Annotated in this window: 20 protein-coding genes and 1 tRNA gene; 19 read left to right on the top strand and 2 right to left on the bottom strand. The window is 40.2% G+C overall.

Annotated elements, in window-relative coordinates; all coding sequences use genetic code 11:
• Positions 1-7: 7 nt before the first annotated feature.
• A tRNA-Leu gene (locus tag NSMS1_RS28380) sits at positions 8-89 on the bottom strand.
• Positions 90-177: 88 nt separating this feature from the next.
• On the bottom strand, positions 178-1,365 hold the full coding sequence (gene alr / locus NSMS1_RS28375) for an alanine racemase (RefSeq protein ID WP_224087963.1): 1,188 nt from the start codon (positions 1,363-1,365) through the stop codon (positions 178-180).
• A 410-nt stretch (positions 1,366-1,775) separates the two neighbouring features.
• Here alr and NSMS1_RS28370 point away from each other — a divergent pair, with 410 nt between their 5' ends.
• From NSMS1_RS28370 to NSMS1_RS28280, 19 genes are all read left to right on the top strand, one after another.
• Positions 1,776-2,966, top strand: coding sequence for a transposase (locus tag NSMS1_RS28370; protein WP_224085836.1), 1,191 nt, complete (start codon positions 1,776-1,778; stop codon positions 2,964-2,966).
• A gap of 174 nt (positions 2,967-3,140) precedes the next feature.
• Positions 3,141-3,638, top strand: a complete 498-nt coding sequence (locus NSMS1_RS28365) for an HNH endonuclease (RefSeq protein ID WP_067770367.1) — start codon at positions 3,141-3,143, stop codon at positions 3,636-3,638.
• Between the two features lie 1,030 nt (positions 3,639-4,668).
• A complete protein-coding gene (locus NSMS1_RS28360; protein WP_224087962.1) occupies positions 4,669-5,952 on the top strand; it encodes a DHH family phosphoesterase in 1,284 nt (427 codons plus the stop codon).
• Between the two features lie 169 nt (positions 5,953-6,121).
• The gene (locus NSMS1_RS28355) at positions 6,122-6,571 is read left to right on the top strand and encodes a RusA family crossover junction endodeoxyribonuclease (RefSeq protein WP_224087961.1); all 450 of its coding nucleotides are present in this window, start codon (positions 6,122-6,124) and stop codon (positions 6,569-6,571) included.
• On the top strand, positions 6,564-7,601 hold the full coding sequence (locus NSMS1_RS28350) for a hypothetical protein (protein ID WP_224087960.1): 1,038 nt from the start codon (positions 6,564-6,566) through the stop codon (positions 7,599-7,601). The genes NSMS1_RS28355 and NSMS1_RS28350 overlap by 8 nt, the downstream gene beginning before the upstream one ends.
• Positions 7,598-8,287 carry a Shedu immune nuclease family protein gene (locus NSMS1_RS28345; RefSeq protein WP_224087959.1) on the top strand — a complete coding sequence of 230 codons (690 nt, stop codon included), beginning with the start codon at positions 7,598-7,600 and terminating at the stop codon, positions 8,285-8,287. Before NSMS1_RS28350 ends, NSMS1_RS28345 begins: the two co-directional genes overlap by 4 nt.
• A 42-nt stretch (positions 8,288-8,329) precedes the next feature.
• On the top strand, positions 8,330-8,824 hold the full coding sequence (gene sixA / locus NSMS1_RS28340; protein WP_224087958.1) for a phosphohistidine phosphatase SixA: 495 nt from the start codon (positions 8,330-8,332) through the stop codon (positions 8,822-8,824).
• 113 nt (positions 8,825-8,937) lie between these two features.
• Complete coding sequence (locus NSMS1_RS28335) at positions 8,938-10,074, top strand: citrate synthase (RefSeq protein ID WP_224087957.1); 1,137 nt, start codon at positions 8,938-8,940, stop codon at positions 10,072-10,074.
• A gap of 502 nt (positions 10,075-10,576) precedes the next feature.
• Positions 10,577-11,695 (top strand): NADH-quinone oxidoreductase subunit NuoH, encoded by a 1,119-nt coding sequence (gene nuoH / locus NSMS1_RS28330; RefSeq protein WP_224087956.1) that lies wholly within the window; start codon positions 10,577-10,579, stop codon positions 11,693-11,695.
• 87 nt (positions 11,696-11,782) lie between these two features.
• A complete protein-coding gene (ndhI, locus tag NSMS1_RS28325; protein ID WP_224087955.1) occupies positions 11,783-12,367 on the top strand; it encodes an NAD(P)H-quinone oxidoreductase subunit I in 585 nt (194 codons plus the stop codon).
• A gap of 169 nt (positions 12,368-12,536) precedes the next feature.
• Positions 12,537-13,145, top strand: a complete 609-nt coding sequence (locus NSMS1_RS28320; protein ID WP_224087954.1) for an NADH-quinone oxidoreductase subunit J — start codon at positions 12,537-12,539, stop codon at positions 13,143-13,145.
• Positions 13,146-13,183: 38 nt separating this feature from the next.
• The gene (nuoK, locus tag NSMS1_RS28315) at positions 13,184-13,489 is read left to right on the top strand and encodes an NADH-quinone oxidoreductase subunit NuoK (RefSeq protein ID WP_006199065.1); all 306 of its coding nucleotides are present in this window, start codon (positions 13,184-13,186) and stop codon (positions 13,487-13,489) included.
• Between the two features lie 6 nt (positions 13,490-13,495).
• Entirely contained in the window at positions 13,496-14,416 is a 921-nt protein-coding gene (locus NSMS1_RS28310; RefSeq protein WP_224087953.1) for an NAD(+) kinase, read from the top strand.
• Positions 14,417-15,055: 639 nt separating this feature from the next.
• Complete coding sequence (locus NSMS1_RS28305) at positions 15,056-15,283, top strand: hypothetical protein (protein WP_224087952.1); 228 nt, start codon at positions 15,056-15,058, stop codon at positions 15,281-15,283.
• 191 nt (positions 15,284-15,474) lie between these two features.
• Positions 15,475-16,755 (top strand): acetyltransferase, encoded by a 1,281-nt coding sequence (locus tag NSMS1_RS28300; protein WP_224087951.1) that lies wholly within the window; start codon positions 15,475-15,477, stop codon positions 16,753-16,755.
• Positions 16,756-16,777: 22 nt separating this feature from the next.
• Positions 16,778-17,299: a hypothetical protein gene (locus tag NSMS1_RS28295; protein WP_224087950.1), complete on the top strand. Its 522-nt coding sequence runs from the start codon at positions 16,778-16,780 to the stop codon at positions 17,297-17,299.
• Between the two features lie 336 nt (positions 17,300-17,635).
• Positions 17,636-18,439 carry a GNAT family N-acetyltransferase gene (locus tag NSMS1_RS28290; RefSeq protein ID WP_224087949.1) on the top strand — a complete coding sequence of 268 codons (804 nt, stop codon included), beginning with the start codon at positions 17,636-17,638 and terminating at the stop codon, positions 18,437-18,439.
• 481 nt (positions 18,440-18,920) lie between these two features.
• Positions 18,921-20,522 (top strand): glycosyltransferase family 39 protein, encoded by a 1,602-nt coding sequence (locus NSMS1_RS28285; RefSeq protein WP_224087948.1) that lies wholly within the window; start codon positions 18,921-18,923, stop codon positions 20,520-20,522.
• 129 nt (positions 20,523-20,651) lie between these two features.
• A complete protein-coding gene (locus tag NSMS1_RS28280) occupies positions 20,652-21,014 on the top strand; it encodes a DOPA 4,5-dioxygenase family protein (RefSeq protein ID WP_224087947.1) in 363 nt (120 codons plus the stop codon).
• Positions 21,015-21,107: the final 93 nt, after the last annotated feature.

Raw genomic sequence — 21,107 nt, 5'->3', positions numbered from 1 at the left:
TAATTTATGCGGATGAAAGGACTTGAACCTTCACTCCTCTCGGAACTAGAACCTAAATCTAGCGCGTCTGCCAATTCCGCCACATCCGCTTATGCAACTATCCTAGCATAACACATTTATCAGGGAATAGGGTATAGGGAATAGTTAAAAATCCATAACAAATTCCCCAAACCTAAATTACATCACCCCCACACGGGGTAGACGATGTTTAAACCCACACAGAATTTCCCAGGAGATAGTATTTAACTTCTCTGCCCAATCATCAGCCGTAATTCTTTCTTTACCCTGTTCCCCTAGTAAAGTAACTATTTCCCCTTCTTGCACATCTGGCACAGCACTCACATCTATCATTAACTGATCCATAGTAATCGCGCCGATTTGCGGTACTCGCTGACCGCGAATTAATACCTGCATTTTATTGGAAAGATTACGTGGTACACCATCAGCGTAACCAATACCCACAACCGCCAGGCGCATTTCACAAGGGGCGATAAATTGGTGTCCGTAACTTACACCAGTTCCTTCAACAATGGTTTTAACGTGGGTAACTCGCGCTTGAACTTGGATAACTGGTTTCAGGCTGATTGTTTTCTGTAAATGAGGCGCTGGGTAGAGTCCGTATACAGATAAACCCACACGTACCATATTGTAATGTAGGCGCTTGTCTGTAAGGGTGGCGGCGGAGTTGGCTAAATGCAGACTAGGAATTTTCACACCCAAAGCTTTAATTTGCGCGATCGCCTCCTCAAATCGTCTATGCTGTTCTTCCATAATCTTCGTATCTGGACTATCTGCCGTTGCTAAGTGCGAGTAAACACTAGCAATATCCAAATGGGGTAAACGGTCTACTAACTGCACAAACTCCCCAGCTTGTTGCCAATTAGTACCCAATCGAGACATCCCTGTATCTAATTTGATATGTACAGGTATGGGTAAATCGTGTTGTATCGTTTCCAATGTATTGGAAAATATCAAAGCTTGTTTAGGACTACCGATAGTTGGTTGAAGCTCCCATTGCGCGATCGCCTGAATTTGTTCTGGTGTGTAAGTAGCCCCTAAAATCAAAATAGGCGCTTTAATCCCCGCCTCCCGCAATTGGATACCCTCTGGAACAGTCGCCACACCCAACCAACTAGCACCCCCTTGTAGTGCTGTCTGTGCCACCGTCACCGCACCATGACCATAAGCATCTGCTTTCACTACAGCCATTAACTGAGTATGCGGTGATAAAAACTGCCTGAGTTGCTGCACATTGTAAGACAAAGCTTCTAAATCAATTTCCACCCAAGCACGTTGAGAAAACCAAGCATAGGTATCACACTGTTGATGAGCAGCCATACCAGAGGCTTGTTCGCGGCTTAACATTTTTTAACTTCCTCTTATAACACCACTGTTTAGCTTTTTAACGTCCTCAGCCATCGTGCTTTTAGGTTGTTGACAGTTGACTGTTAACCGTTAACCGTCAACAAGATTCATAAATCACCCTGTAATTAAAAGCCAATAGCTTCAGTTGTATTTAAAACTCTGATAATCACATCAGAATTAATCAGGAAGTTTAACCCGCATTTCGCAACAGATACAACATACTTGGGAAATTTTTTAGTCATTAGTCATTGGTCGTTGGTCATTAGTCATTAGTCCATAGTCCATAGTCATTTAATTATTCTCCCCTGCTCCCCCCTCCTGACAGGTGTAGGTTTTTTACAAGAGTGTGAGCATTCATTCACGCTTGACAGAAAATAAAAGCAGACTGACAAAGTGAAACAGAGGCTCAAATGCTGAAAAATGAGTACCTCAAACAATGGACAAATATAGTGTCACAGAAAATGCCACATCTGACGTTACCACAAGTGGTAGGGCTGGCAACATGGAGTTTTGGCATAGTGATGACAAGATCAAGTAGCTTGAGCAAAGTGTCAAAATTCATAGCTCAAGTCAACTCAGAAAAGGCAAATACAGTACGTCAAAGATTAAAAGAATGGTATGAGGAAGCCTCTGCCAAAAAAGGGCTTCATCGTCGGACTCTAGATGTAAGTAGTTGTTTTGCGCCATTGCTGTTATGGGTGATCAGTTTGCTACCTACCAATATCAAGCGTATTGCGCTAGCACTAGACGCAACCAGTATCGGCAATAAGTTTGTAGTCTTATCAGTAAACATACTCTTGGCGGGTTGTGGAATCCCGATAGCATGGTGTGTGGTCAAAGCACATGAGCCAGGAAGTTGGAAAGGGCATTGGCACAATCTGCTCACAGCAATCAAAGATGCCATCCCAACTGAGTTTGATGTCATAGTCACTGCTGACAGAGGACTGTATGCTTGTTGGTTGTATGAATTGATTGTGGCTGCTGGCTGGCATCCGTTTTTACGTATTAACCATCAAGGAACTTATCGCCTGCCATCTGGGAATACATGGCATCCACTAAAAGATGTGGTTTGTACCCCTGGAACATCTTGGTCAGGTCGAATTATTTGCTTTGTCACCAATCCCGTTGAATGTACATTGCTTGCCCGTTGGGATTTTGGTTACAAAGACCCTTGGTTGATTTTGACTGACCTTGAACCCACGAGCGCCTCTGCACTCTGGTACGGTTTACGTCCTTCTACAGAATGTGTTTATCGGGATGTCAAAGGAGATGGTTGGGATTGGCATCATACTCGTTTGCTCTCACCACAACGTGCTGAACGTTTGTGGTTAGCCATCGCTGTTGCCACTCTTTGGATGGTGATGCTGGGGGGCGAAGCGGAAAATCAATCTTCTCCCCCAACTCTCGAACAACTTCCACCTCGACATGTTGTCTTTTCTCAGCCTTTCCACCTTCATCCTCAGCGTCAGATTTCTTGTTTTTTGTTAGGCCTGTTGACCCTGATTGCTGATTTACTCAACCATCTTCCTATTCATCTTCCCAGTTGGAGTGCTTTTCCTCATACTCCTGTTGACGATTTCTTTTGCTTCAATTCCTCCTAATTGTAAAAAACCTACACCTGTCAGGCTCCCCCCTCTCCCTCATCTCCCTCATCTCCCTCATCCTCCCACTCGCCACTTCTCCAAAATTATCTCGAAAGTATAATTTATCCTCCCCTCCCCAAGGAGAGGAAAATCGTGTTAATATATGTAAAACTAATACCTTGAGCTTGATCAATGGGGAAGGTTTTAGTATTAAATGCCTCTTACGAACCGCTCAATATAACGAGCTGGCGGCGTGCTGCGGTTCTGTTAATCAAGGGCAAAGCAGAACGTGTGGAACACAACGGCAGGTTTCTTTACTCTGACTTTCCGTTACCAACTGTAATAAGGTTGCGTCATTATGTCCGCGTTCCTTACAAGGAAATTCCACTAACTCGCCGCAATATCCTGCATCGTGATGGACATACTTGTCAATACTGTGGATATACCGGGGACGAGCTGACATTGGATCATGTGATTCCGCGATCGCGCGGTGGTGGTGATAGCTGGGAGAATATTGTGACGGCTTGTGTCCGTTGCAATGTCAAAAAAGGCAGTCGCACACCCCAAGAGGCACGAATGCCTCTGCGCCATCAGCCTCGTCAACCATACAGCAGCCTCTATTTCGAGGTCAGCAAACATTTGAAGAGTGGCTTGCATCAAGAGTGGCAAAAATATGTTATAGGACTTTGACACTAACACAATAACCTTAAGTACCCAGTTGATTTGTCACCTAAAAATAGGTGTTATAGTTGCTTGTCTAGTTGGTAGTACTTTATCAGCTTAAGATTAAGCCCAAGTACTAAGCTGGGTATCAATTTCGATTGTGCCTCTATCCTTTAAAGGATATTGTGCCTACATGTGTTGTAGGTGAGTACGCGATTAACCCTTTAAATAGCCAACAGCCTCTTATATTAACATATAAATTAATAATCAACAACTTTAAAGCGCTAATTTTTTTAAATTTTTGTCATAGTGCTGGATAGATACAACAAAACTTTCGCCAAAGCCTTTCTCCTAAAGTACCCACAGGTTGAAAGATAAAAAGCTGGAGAAGAATAATTCACTTTTAGCTTCTAACTTAACAGTGCTGAGTGATTAGTGAGAGAAGCAGGGAGATGAAGTGCAGGGTTCAGGGGTATTTTTCCTCTTCCATACTCTCTGCTCCCTTGCGTCTTCTGCTTCCTGCCGTCTAAGACCATTGGTAGTAAATTTATACAAACTACCTTTTTGCCTAAAGAATATAACTAACTGTAAAATTGAATATTAGTCAATATAACCTTGAGCATAAATTCATGTCGAGCAAAGGATAGACTCAAATATGAAGCCTCAACGACACCCCCATGAAGGTAAACTAGGGGAATGTAAAAAATATGCCTAGTGGGAGTGATAAGTAAAGATATAAATCTTGCAATATCAAACCATCCGTTGCAACGGAACTAGCAAAAGCTGTGATAGCAAATAGCTTTATTTTGCAACCTAAATATAACAAAGATTGATCAGCCTTTAAAATGCCACCTCAAGACTATAGCGTCTTTACCAGCATTATGGTGAAATCTATCAAATTGCTGACTTATGTTCTTGACAAAAAATATACCGAGATATGTATCCCCATATCGCTTGATTTTTGCGAAGATCAGAATGTGGGGTTAAATCAGTCAATTGCTGATGGCAATATCTCTGAACAAATCAATGGAACCTCACATTTACAAAAACTTTGCATATGCAATTGAATCATTCATTGAAGCAGTCTGAGAGTTTTTCATTGACTAAAGAGCCAAATCCTGAAGAACCTGAAGTAGACAAAGAAGCAGAAGTGACCATTACTAAACCATCCTTGCCAGCATCCACAGGTGAAGGAGTAGGTATTTATATAGGGCAACGTAATAATTCCCTTGCCTTTCAAAAATCAGAAGAATTGCAAAAGACGCTACTGTTACATCGCCATGAGCGTCAGTTGATTATATTGCAAGACTTCCCCGACCCAGATGCCCTTTCTTGTGCGTGGACTTACCAATTAATTGCCCAGCAATACGATATCAAGTGTGAGATTATTTATGCTGGGACTTTAAGTCACCAAGAAAATATCGCCCTAGTTAAACTTACTGGTTTACCCGCCCAGCGTTGGACACCGCAAACCCTCAAAAGTAAAGACTTATCCTGTTATCAAGGTATGGTGCTAATTGATAACCAAGGCACAACAAGTCAGCTATTGTCAGCATTACAGCAGGCGGGTATTCCTCTAGTAGCTGTGATTGACCACCACAGCTTGCAGAGCGATTTAAAAGCCGATTTTGTTGATGTCCGTCCTTATGTACGCGCGACAGCAACAATTTTTACTCAATATCTCCAAACTGGTTTATTGGGCTTAGATAGCAGCATCGGCCAGCACGTCAAATGTGCGACAGCTTTGATGCACGGCTTGCGTTCAGATACAAATCGACTGATGCAGGCGCAAGAAGAAGATTTTATGGCAGCTGCCTATCTCAGCCGCTTTTATGATGCCCAACTGCTAAACGCCATTTTACAGGCAAACCGTTCTAAACGGGTGATGGATGTGATCGAGCGATCGCTCAAAAATCGCATCGTCCAAAACAACTTCTCTATTGCAGGCGTTGGTTACTTGCGCTACGACGACCGCGACGCTATCCCCCAAGCCGCAGATTTCCTCGTGACTGAAGAAAACGTCCACACTGCTGTAGTTTACGGCATTGTCCACGACGAAGACGACGAATTAGAAGTAGTCATCGGTTCCTTGAGGACGACTAAACTAACCTTAGACCCCGATGAATTTATCAAAGAAGCCTTTGGTCAAGATAGTACAGGTAGATTCTTTGGTGGTGGAAGAACAGGCGCTGGCGGCTTTGAAATTCCGATGGGTTTCTTATCTGGTAGTAACGAAAACTCTGCTTATGCCAGGATGAAATGGGAAGTATTTGATGCTCAAATCAAGCAGAAATTGTTGAGATTAGTTAATCCCAAAGATAACCCAATTCAATCGGAGTAAGCATTTCTTTACTTTTAAGCAGTTGAAATTAAAGCCAAGAAAGAAATTTCTTGGCCATCTATAATTATGATGTGATTCAACACAAGCATACATACATTTTATATAACGTAAGCATACTGAAGATTTAAAGCTTAAGATGTAATAAAGATTGTAATTTTATCAGTGATAATTGAAAGATGGATTTAGAATGTCAGTAATACCCTTGCCTTTTGAGTTTGTCATTTTTAGAAGACCTGTTTCGTGCCAAGCAAAGTCAAAAGGTCTTAAGGAATGGAAAAATTTTGTGCGTTCTGAAGTTAAAAAGTTTTGGGAAGCTTACAGTCCAATTCAAGACACTAACTTACAGTTAACGATAGTGTACTTTTGTGATGAAAACCCACTTGATACCGATAATATTATTAAACCTATTCAGGATGCACTCGTAGGTCTAGTGTTTGAAAATGATAGTTTAATATCAGATGTAGATAGTCATCGTCGGTTTATTTCTGGTTCGATGGATGTATTTGGGTTGTCATCTATGATGCTAATACATGCAATGCTATCGAGTTTATTAACAAAGCAAGAGAGTGTTTATGTAAAAGTTAGTGAGTCTCAACATGAGGAAAATACCTATGAATAGCACTACTAAAACTTTACAGGAAGAAAAATTACAATCTCTAGCACAAAGGTATACAAAAGAAGGTTATCGTGTTTTGATTAAACCTAATACTGAGCGACTGCCCTTTGATTGGGGTAATTACCAACCCAGTATTATTGCTATTAAAGATAACTCAGGTTTAGTAATTGAAGTAAAAAACAGTATAAATCGAATTTCTGTGGAGCGTTTAAGGTCTGTATCACAGGAAGTTAGTAAGCATCCAGGGTGGCGTTTTTTATTAGTAACGCTTGAAGATATAGAAGCTCAATCATTGCCAGGAACATCCGAACAATTTCCTTCTTGGGAAGAGATAATTAATCGCTTTGACCAAGCTCATAGGCTTGTCGAAAATCAGGAAATTGAGCCAGCATTTCTCTTTTTGTGGATTATTGTTGAGGGTGCTTTAAGAAAGCGAGCAATTGATGCGTCTATTCCTGTTGAAAGTTTTCCAACCATAGTATTGCTGAAATATATGTACTCTTTAGGAGAGTTATCATTTTCTCAATTTGAGATTATAGAGACTTGTTTTGTAATCCGTAACCGCCTTGAACATGGATACAAAGAAAGATTAGATTTGCAAGTTGTGCAGGAGTTTGATAATTTATTACGTGATTTATTAGAAGAATGGAAAAGTGAGAATCTGCAAAAAGAAAGATTCGATAATCATGATTATAAGCTTTCACTATTGATTGAAAATTATGATAGTCAGCAAGATAAATTACAAATAGAAAGAAATGAAATAGTTATTCAAAAGAAGGCACAAATAGCAATTGATGCTTTAGAACATCAAGAGAAAGAAAATATTATAGATGCTATCCATTGCTTAGAGGAATTTCCTGATTGTTCACTAATTCAGACCCATAAGTTGGAATCCACCCCTTATTTGCTCGCATCTACAGGTAAATATAAAATTATCTTTACTTTTGAACCAGGAAAAATAACTGTTATTGACATAGTGAATTATGAACGAATTGAAAATTTATTTGGTTCAGTGAAAGAAGTTAAAGCATGAAAGGTTTAGATACTTTTACTATAGACATTAAGCAGTGTCAATATGAGCTTGAAGAATTTGAAAATTTACTGAAAAGTAAGAGAGAACTAAAAGAAAATCAAGATATCCTTCCTTTCTTTAAACAGAGACTTCATTTGTCGGCATTTATTGGTTTCTATGTTCCTCAGATTGTAAGATTTAACAAAATTAAACATGAGTTTACTTTTTTCGGTGATTTTCGGGCTGATTTAGTAGTCGGAGATGATATTAATAACGCTTACTGTTTTGTTGAGTTTGAGGATGCAACAGAAGATAGTATTTTTATAAAAAATCAATTAAGAAGAAGTACATCCGAATGGTCGCCCAGGTTTGAGCATGGATTTAGCCAAATAATTGATTGGTTTTGGAAGTTTGACGATAATAAAACTTCTTCCTTATCTCGTTCTGTTTTCGGCAGTGAAAATATAGAAATTTACGGCATTCTCGTAATAGGTAGGGATGCTTTTATTTCCGATATTGATAAAGCTAGATTAGAGTGGCGTTTAAATAAAGTGTTGGTAGACTCCCACAAAGTCATCTGTATTACCTTTGATCAATTGGCAAGAGATACTAGGGATAGATTTTCGCTGTATCAATCAATTAAGCCAACACAGTCACAAGGTAAACAAGATATTTCCACAGATGAAAGCGATCGCTCACCTTCATAACTTATGGCAAGATAGGTATGGCGATCGCTTACACTGCAAACTATGGAACTATATCTCATTCGTCACGGCATCGCTGAAGAACAGCAAGCTGGTATAAAAGATGAAGAGCGATCGCTCACCAAGGAAGGAAGGCAAAAGACTGAGAAAGTCGCTCATCGTCTGGTGAAACTGGAGTTTGAATTTGATTTAATAGTTACCAGTCCCTTAATTCGCGCTCGGCAAACAGCAGAAATCCTGTTAGCGACTGGACTTAGTTCTCATCTAGAAGAATCTAATCATCTTGCACCAAATGGCCATCTTTATAATTGGCTAGATTATTGGTTAAAACCGAAAAATTTCTCCCAAAATGCCCAAATTGCCCTAGTGGGACATGAGCCTTGTTTAAGCAACTGGGCAGAAATTCTCCTCTGGGGGGAAGCCAAAGACAGCATAGTCTTGAAAAAAGCAGGTATGATCGGAGTAAAACTGCCAGAAATAGGCTCACCTGTAGGTCGTAGTCAGTTGTTCTGGTTGACACCGCCCAGGTACTTGCTATGACAGTTTTGCAACTTTTTTTTCAAGAATTGTTGTGAGTTAGTCTACTGTTATGGCGGTAACTATTTCTGGTAAGTTAGCTTGATCAGATATTTCACTAAGCAAATGGTGTTGCCATGACGGTGTGCGAATACAAGCCTGGTTTAGAAGGCATTCCCGCAGCCCAATCGAGTATCAGTTATGTAGATGGGCAAAAGGGAATACTAGAGTATCGTGGCATTCGGATTGAGGAATTAGCTCAGAAAAGTACATTTCTGGAGACTGCTTATCTCTTAATCTGGGGCGAATTGCCAACAAAAGAAGAATTGCAAGCGTTTGAGCAAGAAGTCCGCCTGCATCGGCGGATTAAATACCGGATTCGGGATATGATGAAATGCTTCCCCGAAAGCGGTCATCCAATGGACGCTCTCCAAGCCTCTGCTGCGGCTTTAGGCTTGTTTTATTCGCTCCGGGACTTACATAACCCTGCCTACATTCGGGATGCTGTAGTGCGCCTTATAGCCACTATTCCGACGATGGTAGCAGCATTTCAGTTAATGCGGAAAGGTAATGACCCCGTAAAGCCCCGCGATGACTTAGATTATTCCGCCAATTTTCTCTACATGCTCAACGAGAAAGAACCGGATGCGTTGGCGGCAAAAATCTTCGATGTCTGCTTGATTCTCCACGTTGAGCATACAATGAATGCTTCTACCTTCAGCGCGAGGGTAACAGCTTCCACCTTGACCGACCCCTACGCAGTGGTTGCCAGTGCTGTGGGAACTTTGGGAGGGCCATTACATGGTGGAGCCAATGAAGAAGTAATTCAGATGTTGGAAGAAATTGGCTCTGTGGAAAATGTCCGCCCTTATGTAGAGGAAAGGTTGCTACGCAAAGAAAAGCTCATGGGCTTTGGACATCGCGTCTACAAAGTCAAAGACCCACGGGCAACAATTCTGCAAGAACTGGCAGAGCAGTTATTTGCTAAGTTTGGCGCGGACAAGTACTACGACATCGCCCAAGAAATGGAACGGGTGGTGGAAGAGAAGTTAGGCCATAAAGGGATTTATCCTAACGTTGACTTTTACTCTGGTTTGGTGTACAGGAAGATGGGAATACCTACCGACTTATTTACACCAATATTTGCGATCGCTCGTGTTGCTGGTTGGTTAGCCCACTGGAAAGAACAACTCGAAGAAAACCGTATCTTCCGTCCTACCCAGGTTTATAACGGTAAACACAGCGTCGATTACACCCCCATTGAGCAGCGTTAAGGCTTAGGGAGTGGGGAGTAGGGAGTAGGGAGTAGGGAGTAGGGAGAGAACTATAAATTGTTCTTAACTTGCTGACACTCATCACAATTAACTTCCACCCACAATAGGGAATCAGTAAATCAATAGCAAGCAAATAACCGTCGCCAAAATGGAAGCGGCGTTTTTGTGATGCTTTGGTTAGGGTAATGGGTAATTGGTAATTGGTAATACAGAGATACAAGAAGAAGGTTCATCTTACTTTCCCAACTCCCAACTCCCAACTCCCAACTCCCAATTCCCAATTCCCAATCCCCATAGTTCATCTCAATCCTACCCATAAGTAGAAGTTCTCATAGAGATGCAAAAGCCTCAAACCATCCAAGGATATACTAGGCATGGGATATGGCAACAAATCTTCAATCAGGTGTCATCTCAGCAGAGATATTAATGGGTGAAGTTGCAGGTATTAGTTTAACTAATGATTGTAGCTCCACCATAACTTGATGACTTAAAGAGCGAAAACATGAACTCAGGAATAGACCTTCAAGGAACGTTTATTAAATCTCTAACGGATTTAGGAATCCCGCCAGGAACGGCTAAAGCGATTTGGATGCCTCTGCCGATGATCCTTATGCTCATTGGGGCAACTGTAGGCGTACTGGTTTGTGTTTGGCTAGAACGGAAGATTTCAGCAGCCGCACAACAACGGATAGGCCCTGAATACATTGGGCCTTTGGGCTTGTTGGCTCCAGTAGCGGATGGTCTGAAGCTGGTATTTAAAGAAGATATCATCCCGGCGCAGGCTGACCGTTGGCTATTTACACTCGGCCCTATTATTGTTGTCCTGCCAGTATTTCTGTCCTATCTAATTGTTCCCTTTGGACAGAATATTGTCATCACTAATGTTAGTACAGGAATATTTTTGTGGATTGCTTTATCTAGCATCCAACCTATTGGCTTGTTGATGGCTGGCTACTCATCTAATAATAAGTATTCTTTGTTAGGTGGTTTACGGGCAGCAGCGCAGTCAATTAGTTACGAAATTCCTTTGGCGTTGAGTGTATTGGCGATCGCTATGATGTCGAATAGCCTCAATACCGTGGATATCGTTAACCAACAATCAGGCTACGGTATTCTGGGCTGGAACATTTGGCGACAACCTCTGGGTTTTCTCATCTTTTGGATAGCCGCCCTAGCAGAGTGCGAACGTTTGCCCTTCGACTTACCCGAAGCGGAAGAAGAACTAGTAGCAGGCTATCAAACCGAATACTCTGGGATGAAATTCGCCCTATTCTACCTCAGTTCCTACGTGAACCTCGTGCTTTCGGCTCTGTTGGTAGCAGTCTTATACCTGGGCGGTTGGGATTTCCCCATTCCCCTCAATTTATTAGCGGGTTGGGTAGGTGTCAGCGAAGCAAATCCGGCATTACAGGTAATCGACGCTGCTTTGGGTATCACCATGACCTTACTCAAAGCTTACTTTTTAATATTTACTGCCATCCTCTTACGTTGGACAGTACCACGGGTACGGATTGACCAATTGCTAGATTTAGGATGGAAGTTTTTGCTACCAGTTGGTTTAGTCAACCTACTGTTAACCGCAGCCCTGAAACTTGCCTTTCCCGTCGCCTTTGGCGGTTAAGCCAATTTTAGATTTTAGATTTTAAATTTTGGATTGAGTTTAAAATCTAAAATCCAAAATCCAAAATTGAGAAGAGAGAGACACACAATGCTAAAGTTCCTGAAGCAAGTTGGCGATTACGCCAAAGAAGCAGTACAAGCTGGTCGTTATATTGGTCAGGGGCTAGCTGTAACTTTTGACCATATGCGCCGTCGTCCTGTCACTGTACAGTACCCTTACGAAAAATTAATTCCTGGGGAACGGTTCCGTGGTCGCATCCACTACGAATTTGACAAGTGTATTGCTTGTGAAGTTTGTGTACGGGTTTGCCCCATCAACTTACCTGTAGTGGACTGGGAATTTGACAAAGCCACCAAAAAGAAAAAACTCAACCACTACAGCATCGATTTCGGTGTTTGTATCTTCTGTGGTAACTGTGTCGAGTACTGCCCGACTAACTGTTTATCCATGACAGAAGAATATGAACTGTCAACATACGATCGCCATGAACTCAACTATGATAGTGTGGCTTTAGGTCGTCTGCCCTACAAAGTAACCGATGACCCAATGGTGAAACCACTACGGGAACTAGTTTACCTACCCAAAGGTGTGCTTGACCCCCACGATCTACCCGCCAATGCCCCCCGCCCTGGCGCACGTCCAGAAGACTTGGTAGAACAAACTGAAAAATGAATTTAGTCCAAAGTCAAAAGTCAACAGTCCATAGTCAACAGTCCATAGTTATCAACTATAGGATTAGTGCAACTGACAAACTCAGTTATGATTTATTGCCTTGGACTATGGACTATGGACTAATGACTAATGACTAATGACCATTGACTATTAACAGAGGAAAAAAACAGTGAATCTAGCGGAAGGAGTACAGGTTGTTTCCTTTGGCATACTAGCTACGATGTTGATTGGGGCTGCCCTTGGTGTGGTGTTAGCAACCAGCATCGTCTATTCTGCCTTTTTGCTGGGTGGTGTATTTATCAGCATTGCCGGATTATACCTGTTGCTAAATGGTGATTTTGTTGCAGCCGCCCAAATATTGATTTATGTAGGTGCGGTAAACGTACTCATTCTGTTTGCCATCATGTTGGTGAACAAGCGCCAAGATTTTATACCCAATACTAGTACGGGTGTACGGAAAATCTTGACAGCGATCGTTAGCGTGGGATTGTTCGCGCTGTTGAGTACGATGATATTGGCTACGCCTTGGTCTTACTCAACTACTCCTAAATCTGGAGAAGATTCCATCATTTTGATTGGTGAGCATTTCTTTAGCGATTTCTTATTACCTTTTGAACTAGCTTCCGTGTTGTTGTTAATGGCTATGGTGGGAGCAATTATTTTGGCACGTCGTGAGTATTTGCCAGAAGTTACACCAGGAGACTTAACCCAAACTGTGTTGACATTGCCAGAACGTCCTAGAGAATTGGTAGGCACTGGTAGCGACACTAAAGAATAATTAAAAAGCTAGATTTTTCAGAAGAAACGCGAGGATTCATGCAACTCCAGTACTTTTTATTACTTGCAGCAGCTTTATTTTGCATAGGCATTTATGGTTTAATTACCAGCCGGAACGCTGTGCGTGTGTTGATGTCAATTGAATTGCTGTTGAACGCTGTTAATCTGAATTTAATGGCATTTTCCAACTTCCTTGACTCAACATTAATTAAAGGTCAGGTTTTCACAGTATTTGTGATCACTGTGGCGGCTGCTGAAGCGGCGGTTGGGTTGGCGATCGTGCTTGCCATTTATCGCAACCGTGATACCGTCGATATGGAGCAGTTTAATCTCCTGAAGTGGTAATTGCGTGTGCAACTCAAGCAGGTAATCATTGCTTATAAGGCGCGAGACTCTCAAAGCAAACGATGGGCAGAACTCTGCGCCAAGCAACTCGAAAATCGCAATTGTCAGGTTTTGATGGGGCCTAGCGGGCCAAAAGATAACCCGTATCCGGTGTTTTTGGCTTCAGCTAGCCAACCAATCGACCTGGCAATTGTCTTAGGTGGCGATGGTACAGTCTTAACCAGCGCCCGACATTTAGCCCCAGCCGGTATCCCCATTCTCGGAGTGAATGTAGGGGGTCATCTGGGCTTTTTGACTGAATCAGTTGAGGAATTTCAAGATACAGAAAAAGTTTGGGACAGATTATTTGAAGACCGCTACGCTATTCAACGGCGGATGATGTTGCAAGCGGCAGTGTATGAGGGACACCGGACGAACTTGGAACCAGTCACAGATATATATTTGGGGTTGAATGAATTTTGCGTCAAACCTGCTTCAGCCGATCGCATGATTACTTCTATCCTAGAAATGGAAATTGATGGTGAGGTAGTAGATCAATACGTAGGCGATGGTTTGATTGTTTCCACACCCACAGGTTCCACTGGTTACACCGTTTCCGCTAGCGGCCCCATCATGCACGATGGTATGGAAGCCCTTACCATCACCCCCATCTGTCCCATGAGTCTTTCTAGTCGTCCTATTGTTCTCCCCGCAGGTTCGGTTGTAAGTATTTGGCCTTTGGGAGACTATGATTTAAGTACTAAATTGTGGATGGATGGAGTATTAGCTACTTCGATTTGGCCTGCACATCGTGTTGATATCCGCATGGCTGATTGTCGAGCTAAGTTTATTGTGCTACGGGAAAACAACTCCTACTATCAAACCCTGCGCGAAAAGTTGCTTTGGGCTGGTACTAGGGTTCGCTACAATAATACTCAACAAAATTAATTAGTAATTCGTAATTCGTAATTTGTGATTAAACTTTCACTCGCGGGTTACGAATTTTATTTACTTCCCTTTTAGTTGATATGTTACGGCTCTACACCCAATCCATCTGTTTCAAAAATGTTTGAAACAGCTATTAAAAAAAGATTTTAAATTGCTAGTAGAAAAGCAGATGCTAATGCCTAATCAAAGAATAAACTACCACGTATACTATAACCCAAAGAATTATTTATTAGACCAGAGCAAAATAAAAAAAGAGCTATAAATATAGAAAATATATAATAGACACAAGACAACATAAAAAAGTACATAAATGCTATACCTTAAGGGATAAATTAAATATCTATCAAAAGAGAGATGATTTTATATTCCTTTTTTATGGGGTAGAAATAAAGTTATAAATAATAGATTAACTAATTTTTATATCAAAAGTATAATTTTTACTAATTTATAATTATCTAGTTTCATGAAGCAAATTATCGTACAATAAACAGTTAATTGCTGCTGATAGCAATTAAGTCTTCATAAACTAGAATTTGAGAGTTATTAGGTTAGGTAAAGCGAAAAGTTAAAACTTTTGTTTTAGCTTTTCGATTTATCCTACCAAATAAACTTGGCAAACTATTTAGGTATCAAAGAATAATGTTGAAACGTCGCACAATACTAGCTGGTTTAACTGTGCTAGGCTTCACACTGGCCGTAACTACAAAAGTTTATGGACAATCTACTACCGGGCCTGATGCTTGGGAAACTGTCTACAATGATGCTGTTGCTGGGGCGACAACGACAATTTCAGTTCCACTTTTAGGCGTGTTGTTATCAACTATTCTGCAAATAGTCTATAACTTAGCAGGTTTTTGGGCCGGTTAATTCTTTGTCTCAATATCTCAACAGAAAAAGAGTCTAAATATAGGCTGTTGCAGTATAGTTTTTGGTAATTTATCAGCCTGTATAGATGTTCTGCGTCTTGTCGCCAGACATCGCCTTAACACATCTCGCATTCATCAACGCAGATTTTACTGTAACCAAATATTCCAGAACCCGTGAGGAGCATTTTTTCTATGTTCAAACCTCGCACAGTTTTTAGTGCCTTAACTGCGATTATCCTTGCGTTTGCGATTAGCATACAGATAGATATACAACCCGCACTAGCCACAGGAGGAACGTGTAATCCTACTTTCGGAAACCTACCTGTATGCCCAAGTACAGCGCCTTCCGAGTCAGCTAGTTTCGTTGACCCAACGGCAACAATTACCAATCCTACAAATATAACCTTGGGCGAAAAAGTCTATGTTGCCCCATTTGCTGAGTTAAACGCTACTAATGGGTCTATTAGCATCGCAGCAGATTCTAATGCTCAAGACCAGGTGAAAATCATCGCTTCGGGAGCGGGAGTGCAGATTGGCGAACGTGTGATTATGGCACACATGGCCGTTATTAAAGGCGCAGCTAAAGTCGGAACTCAGGGTTCAACTGGTCCTTTCACTGACCCAGTTACCAATACTCAGTTCAGCAACACTACTCCAGAGACATTTCTCGCCTTCAACTGTGAAATAGATGGTGCAACTGTAGAAAGAAACACAGTAGTTAACTTTCTCGCACGAGTTGGCCCTGGTGTTACTTTACCCGCCGGTAAAGTTGTTCTACCTGGTAAAAACGTCACAACTAACCTAGAAGCTAATAGCGGCCTCTTAGGGAAAGTCGCCAACCTAACACAAGCAGACGTTGCATTGATGGAAGGTATTATCGAAGTTAATGAAGCATTTGCCAAAGGTTATACAGAATTAGCTAGGGCAGATTTGACAAACGTAACAGGGATAAATTACGCCCCAGTTACCTCTTTTAACCCTGGCGGTCTGCCGCAGATAGGTGGAAGTGCAACTCGTGATCCAAACTATCGTAACCGCATCATCGGCAATCTCACTTTTCAAGATACTTTAGCAAACCTCCAACACAAACTAGGTAATAGAATTTCGCTGCGTGCTGATGAGGGTCAACCTTTTAATGTTGGGTCAATTGCTGGGATGGCAAACGATGTTGTATTTCACGCTTTAGAAACCACTAGTTTGACTCTTGGTAATGGAATTGGTTATGGGCCTCGCTCTCTAGTTCATGGCGGTAGGCAGGTTGTCAATGGTGTTGCTAATGGCCCTGAAACCAGCGTAGGTGATGCCGTAGGTTTAGGGCCGAACTCTGTTATATTCCGTGCCAGGATTGGCGAAAGATCAGCACTTGGGCAAAGAAGCGCAGTCTTTAATTCTACATTACCTCCTAGAACTCATGTCCGTTCTAGGGTAATTTATGCCGACAACGGCAGCCTGATTGCACCTGTGGAGTGGTAAGCAACTGACTTTTGCATAATTTATGAATCGGAAAATCTTGTCGGTGCAATTACAATGCCTACGATTGATTGTGTTGTTCACTTTGATATTTGGACTGATATTAGGTGTTGATGGCGGTTCAACTTTAGCTGCTGAAATCACCTCAAATCAGCCTCAAGTTGTACAACCTCCAATCACCGGACTTGTCTCTACATTGTCGGATGAGGTCGAGGAATTACCATCAGAGTTAATTCGCTGGTCAACCTACTGGCAAATGTGCTGGGAACCATATCCCGAAGCTAAAGAATACGAGCTACAAACAGTGCTTGTGGAAGGGAAATCTCCCAAGTTGAAACGTCAAAGCGATCGCTGTTTTCGTATCCAAGCTGCATCTAATGAAAACCAAAAATCACAAGGATTACTCAACCGTGAATTAATCTTATTGATGCACAAGATTCAGCTTGGTTATCGAGTGCGAGCCGTTTTAGATGACAACCGCGTCAGTGAATGGTCTCCAGTAATGGCAGTCGGTGCAACTACTGTGGCTGAATCAAGCCAGAGCTAAAATCTTCAAAGTCTCATCAATAAAATCTATCCTTCTTTTTCTCATACTGCTCTAGGCATCCTCTAGGGCAGTTTTCATCATGAGAAAATAAGCGTGACCAGCAAGACGAGTTATATAAACTTGATATTCCAGAAATTCTGTATCGTAGTGCCAGATTTTAATTGTGAGTTAAGCGCATAATAAAAGCTAATTATCCTTTGAATCTCTGCTGGAGTAATTTGTTGTCGAAATTTGCATAAATTTCGCTTTGATACGTCAATACACAAGATTGTCTATTTGTATAGCCAGTAAATCTTCAAAGTTAGGATATCTTTATAATTTTAAGTTGGAAGACAGATGGAATTTTCATATCGCCACATTAATTACCCACTTCGTCCTCCTACTACCGTCAAAGATTTTCCCATTCTAGAAACTGATAAATATATTCTCAAGCTTGCTGAGACGGAAGAAGAATTAGCCTCTATTTTTCACCTCAGATTTGAGGTTTTCAATGTAGAACTCAATTTAGGACTTCCTACTTCTAACTTAACGCAAATGGATCAAGATGAATTTGATACAGTTTGCCATCATTTGATGCTAATTTCTAAACTTACAGGTAAAACTGTAGGTACTTATAGAATGCAAACTTATCAAATGGCTTCTCAAGGCTTAGGTTTTGATTCGGCTGATATATTTGACCTCCAAGCTATTCCTACTTATATATTACAAAAATCGGTAGAAATTGGGCGTGCTTGTATAGCGAAAGAATATCGCAGTCTGCAAGCACTTTTAATGTTATGGGAAGGATTAACTAACTATTTAATTTTAAATTGTAGTAAATACTTCTTTGGTTGCGCTTCACTATTAACTCAATCGCCTTGGGAAGCTGCTTGTGCTTATCACTATTTTAAAAAAAATAATTTAACTCATAAAAGAATATTGGTATGTCCACAATCTAGTTATTATTTAGATATACCCCAAAAAAGCCCTGATTTATGCCATGTAGATATTCCGAATATTTTACAAGCATACTTAAGCATTGGTGCTAAGATATGTAGTTTACCTGCTATTGATAGACAATTTAAAACGATTGATTTTCTGACTATAGCTAATGTGAAAGAATTTACTAGATGGCATTATCCTCATTGTTTTACTAAGTAGTTAATTAATGTTTAGGTTGCTAACTACACCTAAGCAACAATAGTATCAACCTCAATTTTAACTAACATTGCTAGAATAAGGATTCAACTTATACATTGTTGTGACTAGTAGATTATCGTCCAATACAGTTCATTTCAGACTAAATTGCATAGCAAAATGATGAAAAATTTAATTTATCTCTACATCCCATTTATCGGGGGTAAACCATTCTTATCTGAACCGTATTGAGTTATCGCTAAAAATTGACTAAAAAAGCTAATTATAGATACATTTTCAGATTTTACTTATAAAAATTTACTTTTATGACTCAATTATAGTATCTAATTAAACTGTATTAGTTGTTATTATTTTTAATAATGATGAAACCATTATTATCAAAAGTATAGTATTGACAATCTCAAAGTAGAGATATTCCCTCTTAATATACTTAGTATCTACCAAATTTAAATATTCAAATAATTCTGCTTCGAGAAAAATAGTTATGCGGCATTTCTCCCTTGTGCCGAGTTGGTTACGGTTTTTAACAATTCTGCTTTTAGTAATGTGTATACTTTTTCGATTCGTTTATATTGATAGAAAAGTTTACTCTGCGGATGAAACTTATACTTCATTAAGAATTTCTGGCTATACGGTAGCTGAAGTCAAGCAGGAAATATTTAACGGAAGAATAATTTCTAGGGAAAACTTTTTACAATTCCAGGGTACTAATACAGATAAGAGCTTTAGTGATGCTGTAATGTCTTTAGCGCTGGAAAGTCCAGAAAAGTCACCATTGTATTTTATACTAGCTAGGTTTTGGGTAGAAATATTTGGTAATTCTGTAGTAGCAATTAGATATTTATCGGCGCTGATTAGTTTGTTAGTTTTTCCTTGCCTTTATTGGTTTTGTCAAGAGTTATTTAATGTAACTTTATCGCTACCTATTTTAGCGATCGCACTCATGGCAAACTCACCGATACACTTAGTATACGCTCAAGAGGCGAGAGAATATATCCTCTGGTTAGTCACAATTATATTAGCCAATACAGCATTACTCAGAGCGATAAGGTTGCAATCAACACAAAAATCAGACAACTTTACAAGCTGGGGTATTTACGGAGTTACTTTGGCGTTGAGTTTATACACTTGTCTATGGAGTATTTTTGTAGCGATCGCTCATGGTATTTATGTAATATTGATAGCAAAATTAAGATTAACGGAAACTGTTAGGTCTTATTTAATAGCCACAATTTTCGCTTTTATCGCATTTCTGCCTTGGTTTTTGATTGTTTTTGCTAGGTTCTTTCAGTTTTTACTCTCATCAGATGGCATCAACAATCAAGACTTAAATATAATACCTTTAATTCCTTTCTTTTTAATACAGTTTAGCAAAAGCTTCTTTGATTTAGATTTACCTTTGGATGATCAAATTAATTATTGGATATCACCTATATTTATAATTTTAATTGTATGTGCAATTTATTTTTTATGCCGTACAACCAAATATCAAATTTGGTTATTTCTGCTCATTTTAACTGTATTACCAGCTTTACCCTTAATCGTGCAAGGTGTAGATTCCGGTGGTATTCGTCCTGGTTCTGAACCTTATTTATTACCCTCGTATTTAGGGATGCAAATCATTGTCGTTTATTTACTCGCTACACAAATGTATAACGGTAATGTATCCCAGCGCAGAATTTGGCAGATAATAATTGGGTTATTAATTGTTTGTAGTTTAATTTCTTCTAGAGTGTACTATCAAGCAGACACTTGGTGGAATAAAGGTGTCAGTTATGGTAATCCTGAGATTGCTAGATTTATTAATCAAAAGTCTCGCCCATTATTAATTACTAATTTCTCGGAAATGAATTATGGTAATGTATTTTCTTTAAGTTATCTTACAGAAGCAAAAGTAAGGTTTCAGCTATTACCAGATCAAACTGTACCTACAATCCCTAATGATTTTACAGATATTTTCCTCCTCAATCCCACAAACGCTTGGCGACTACAAATAGCGACAAAGTACAAGTTAAAACCAAATCTTGTATATGGGGATGACTATTATTTAGTTTGGAAATTAGTAAAACCTCGTTTGGAAAAGTGAAGGCAAGGTTTTTAATCCGAAATGCAAAATTGGTATAAGCTGGATTACAGCAACTACACCCAGTTAGGTAAATAATACTGGGTTTATTAGCTTTGTCGTTTGCTTCTACAACAGTGGGAGTTTGCAGTTATGGCAGAAGAATCTCTCAATATTACCGGGTTTCATGCTCACATTTACTTTGATAGTGACAGCTTGGCAACAGCTATGGGTATCCGTGAACAATTAGGTGATAAGTTTAATGTACAGCTTGGGCGAGTGCATGAAAAACCCATCGGCCCCCATCCCAAATCAATGTACCAAGTTGCATTTTCATCAACTGAATTTGCTCAAGTTGTTCCTTGGTTGATGCTGAACCGTGAAGGGTTAGATATTCTCGTCCATCCCTTGACAGGTGATGATGTCAGTGATCATACACGTTTTGCCTTATGGTTAGGAGAAAAGTTAGAACTCAATATTGATGTGCTGCGGAAAGCCACATCAGCTAATAATTAAGTTGTTGACTGTTGACTAATACTCAAAAGCCTTAATTTTTGCTTTAGTGGTGATATCAGCTATCAAAGCCTCAAAAACTATAACTGGCAAGCA

The sequence above is a fragment of the Nostoc sp. MS1 genome (assembly GCF_019976755.1).
Classification (GTDB): Bacteria; Cyanobacteriota; Cyanobacteriia; order Cyanobacteriales; family Nostocaceae; genus Trichormus.
The sequence above is the reverse complement of the archived record's forward strand: the minus strand, read 5'-3'. Positions and strand labels throughout refer to the sequence as shown.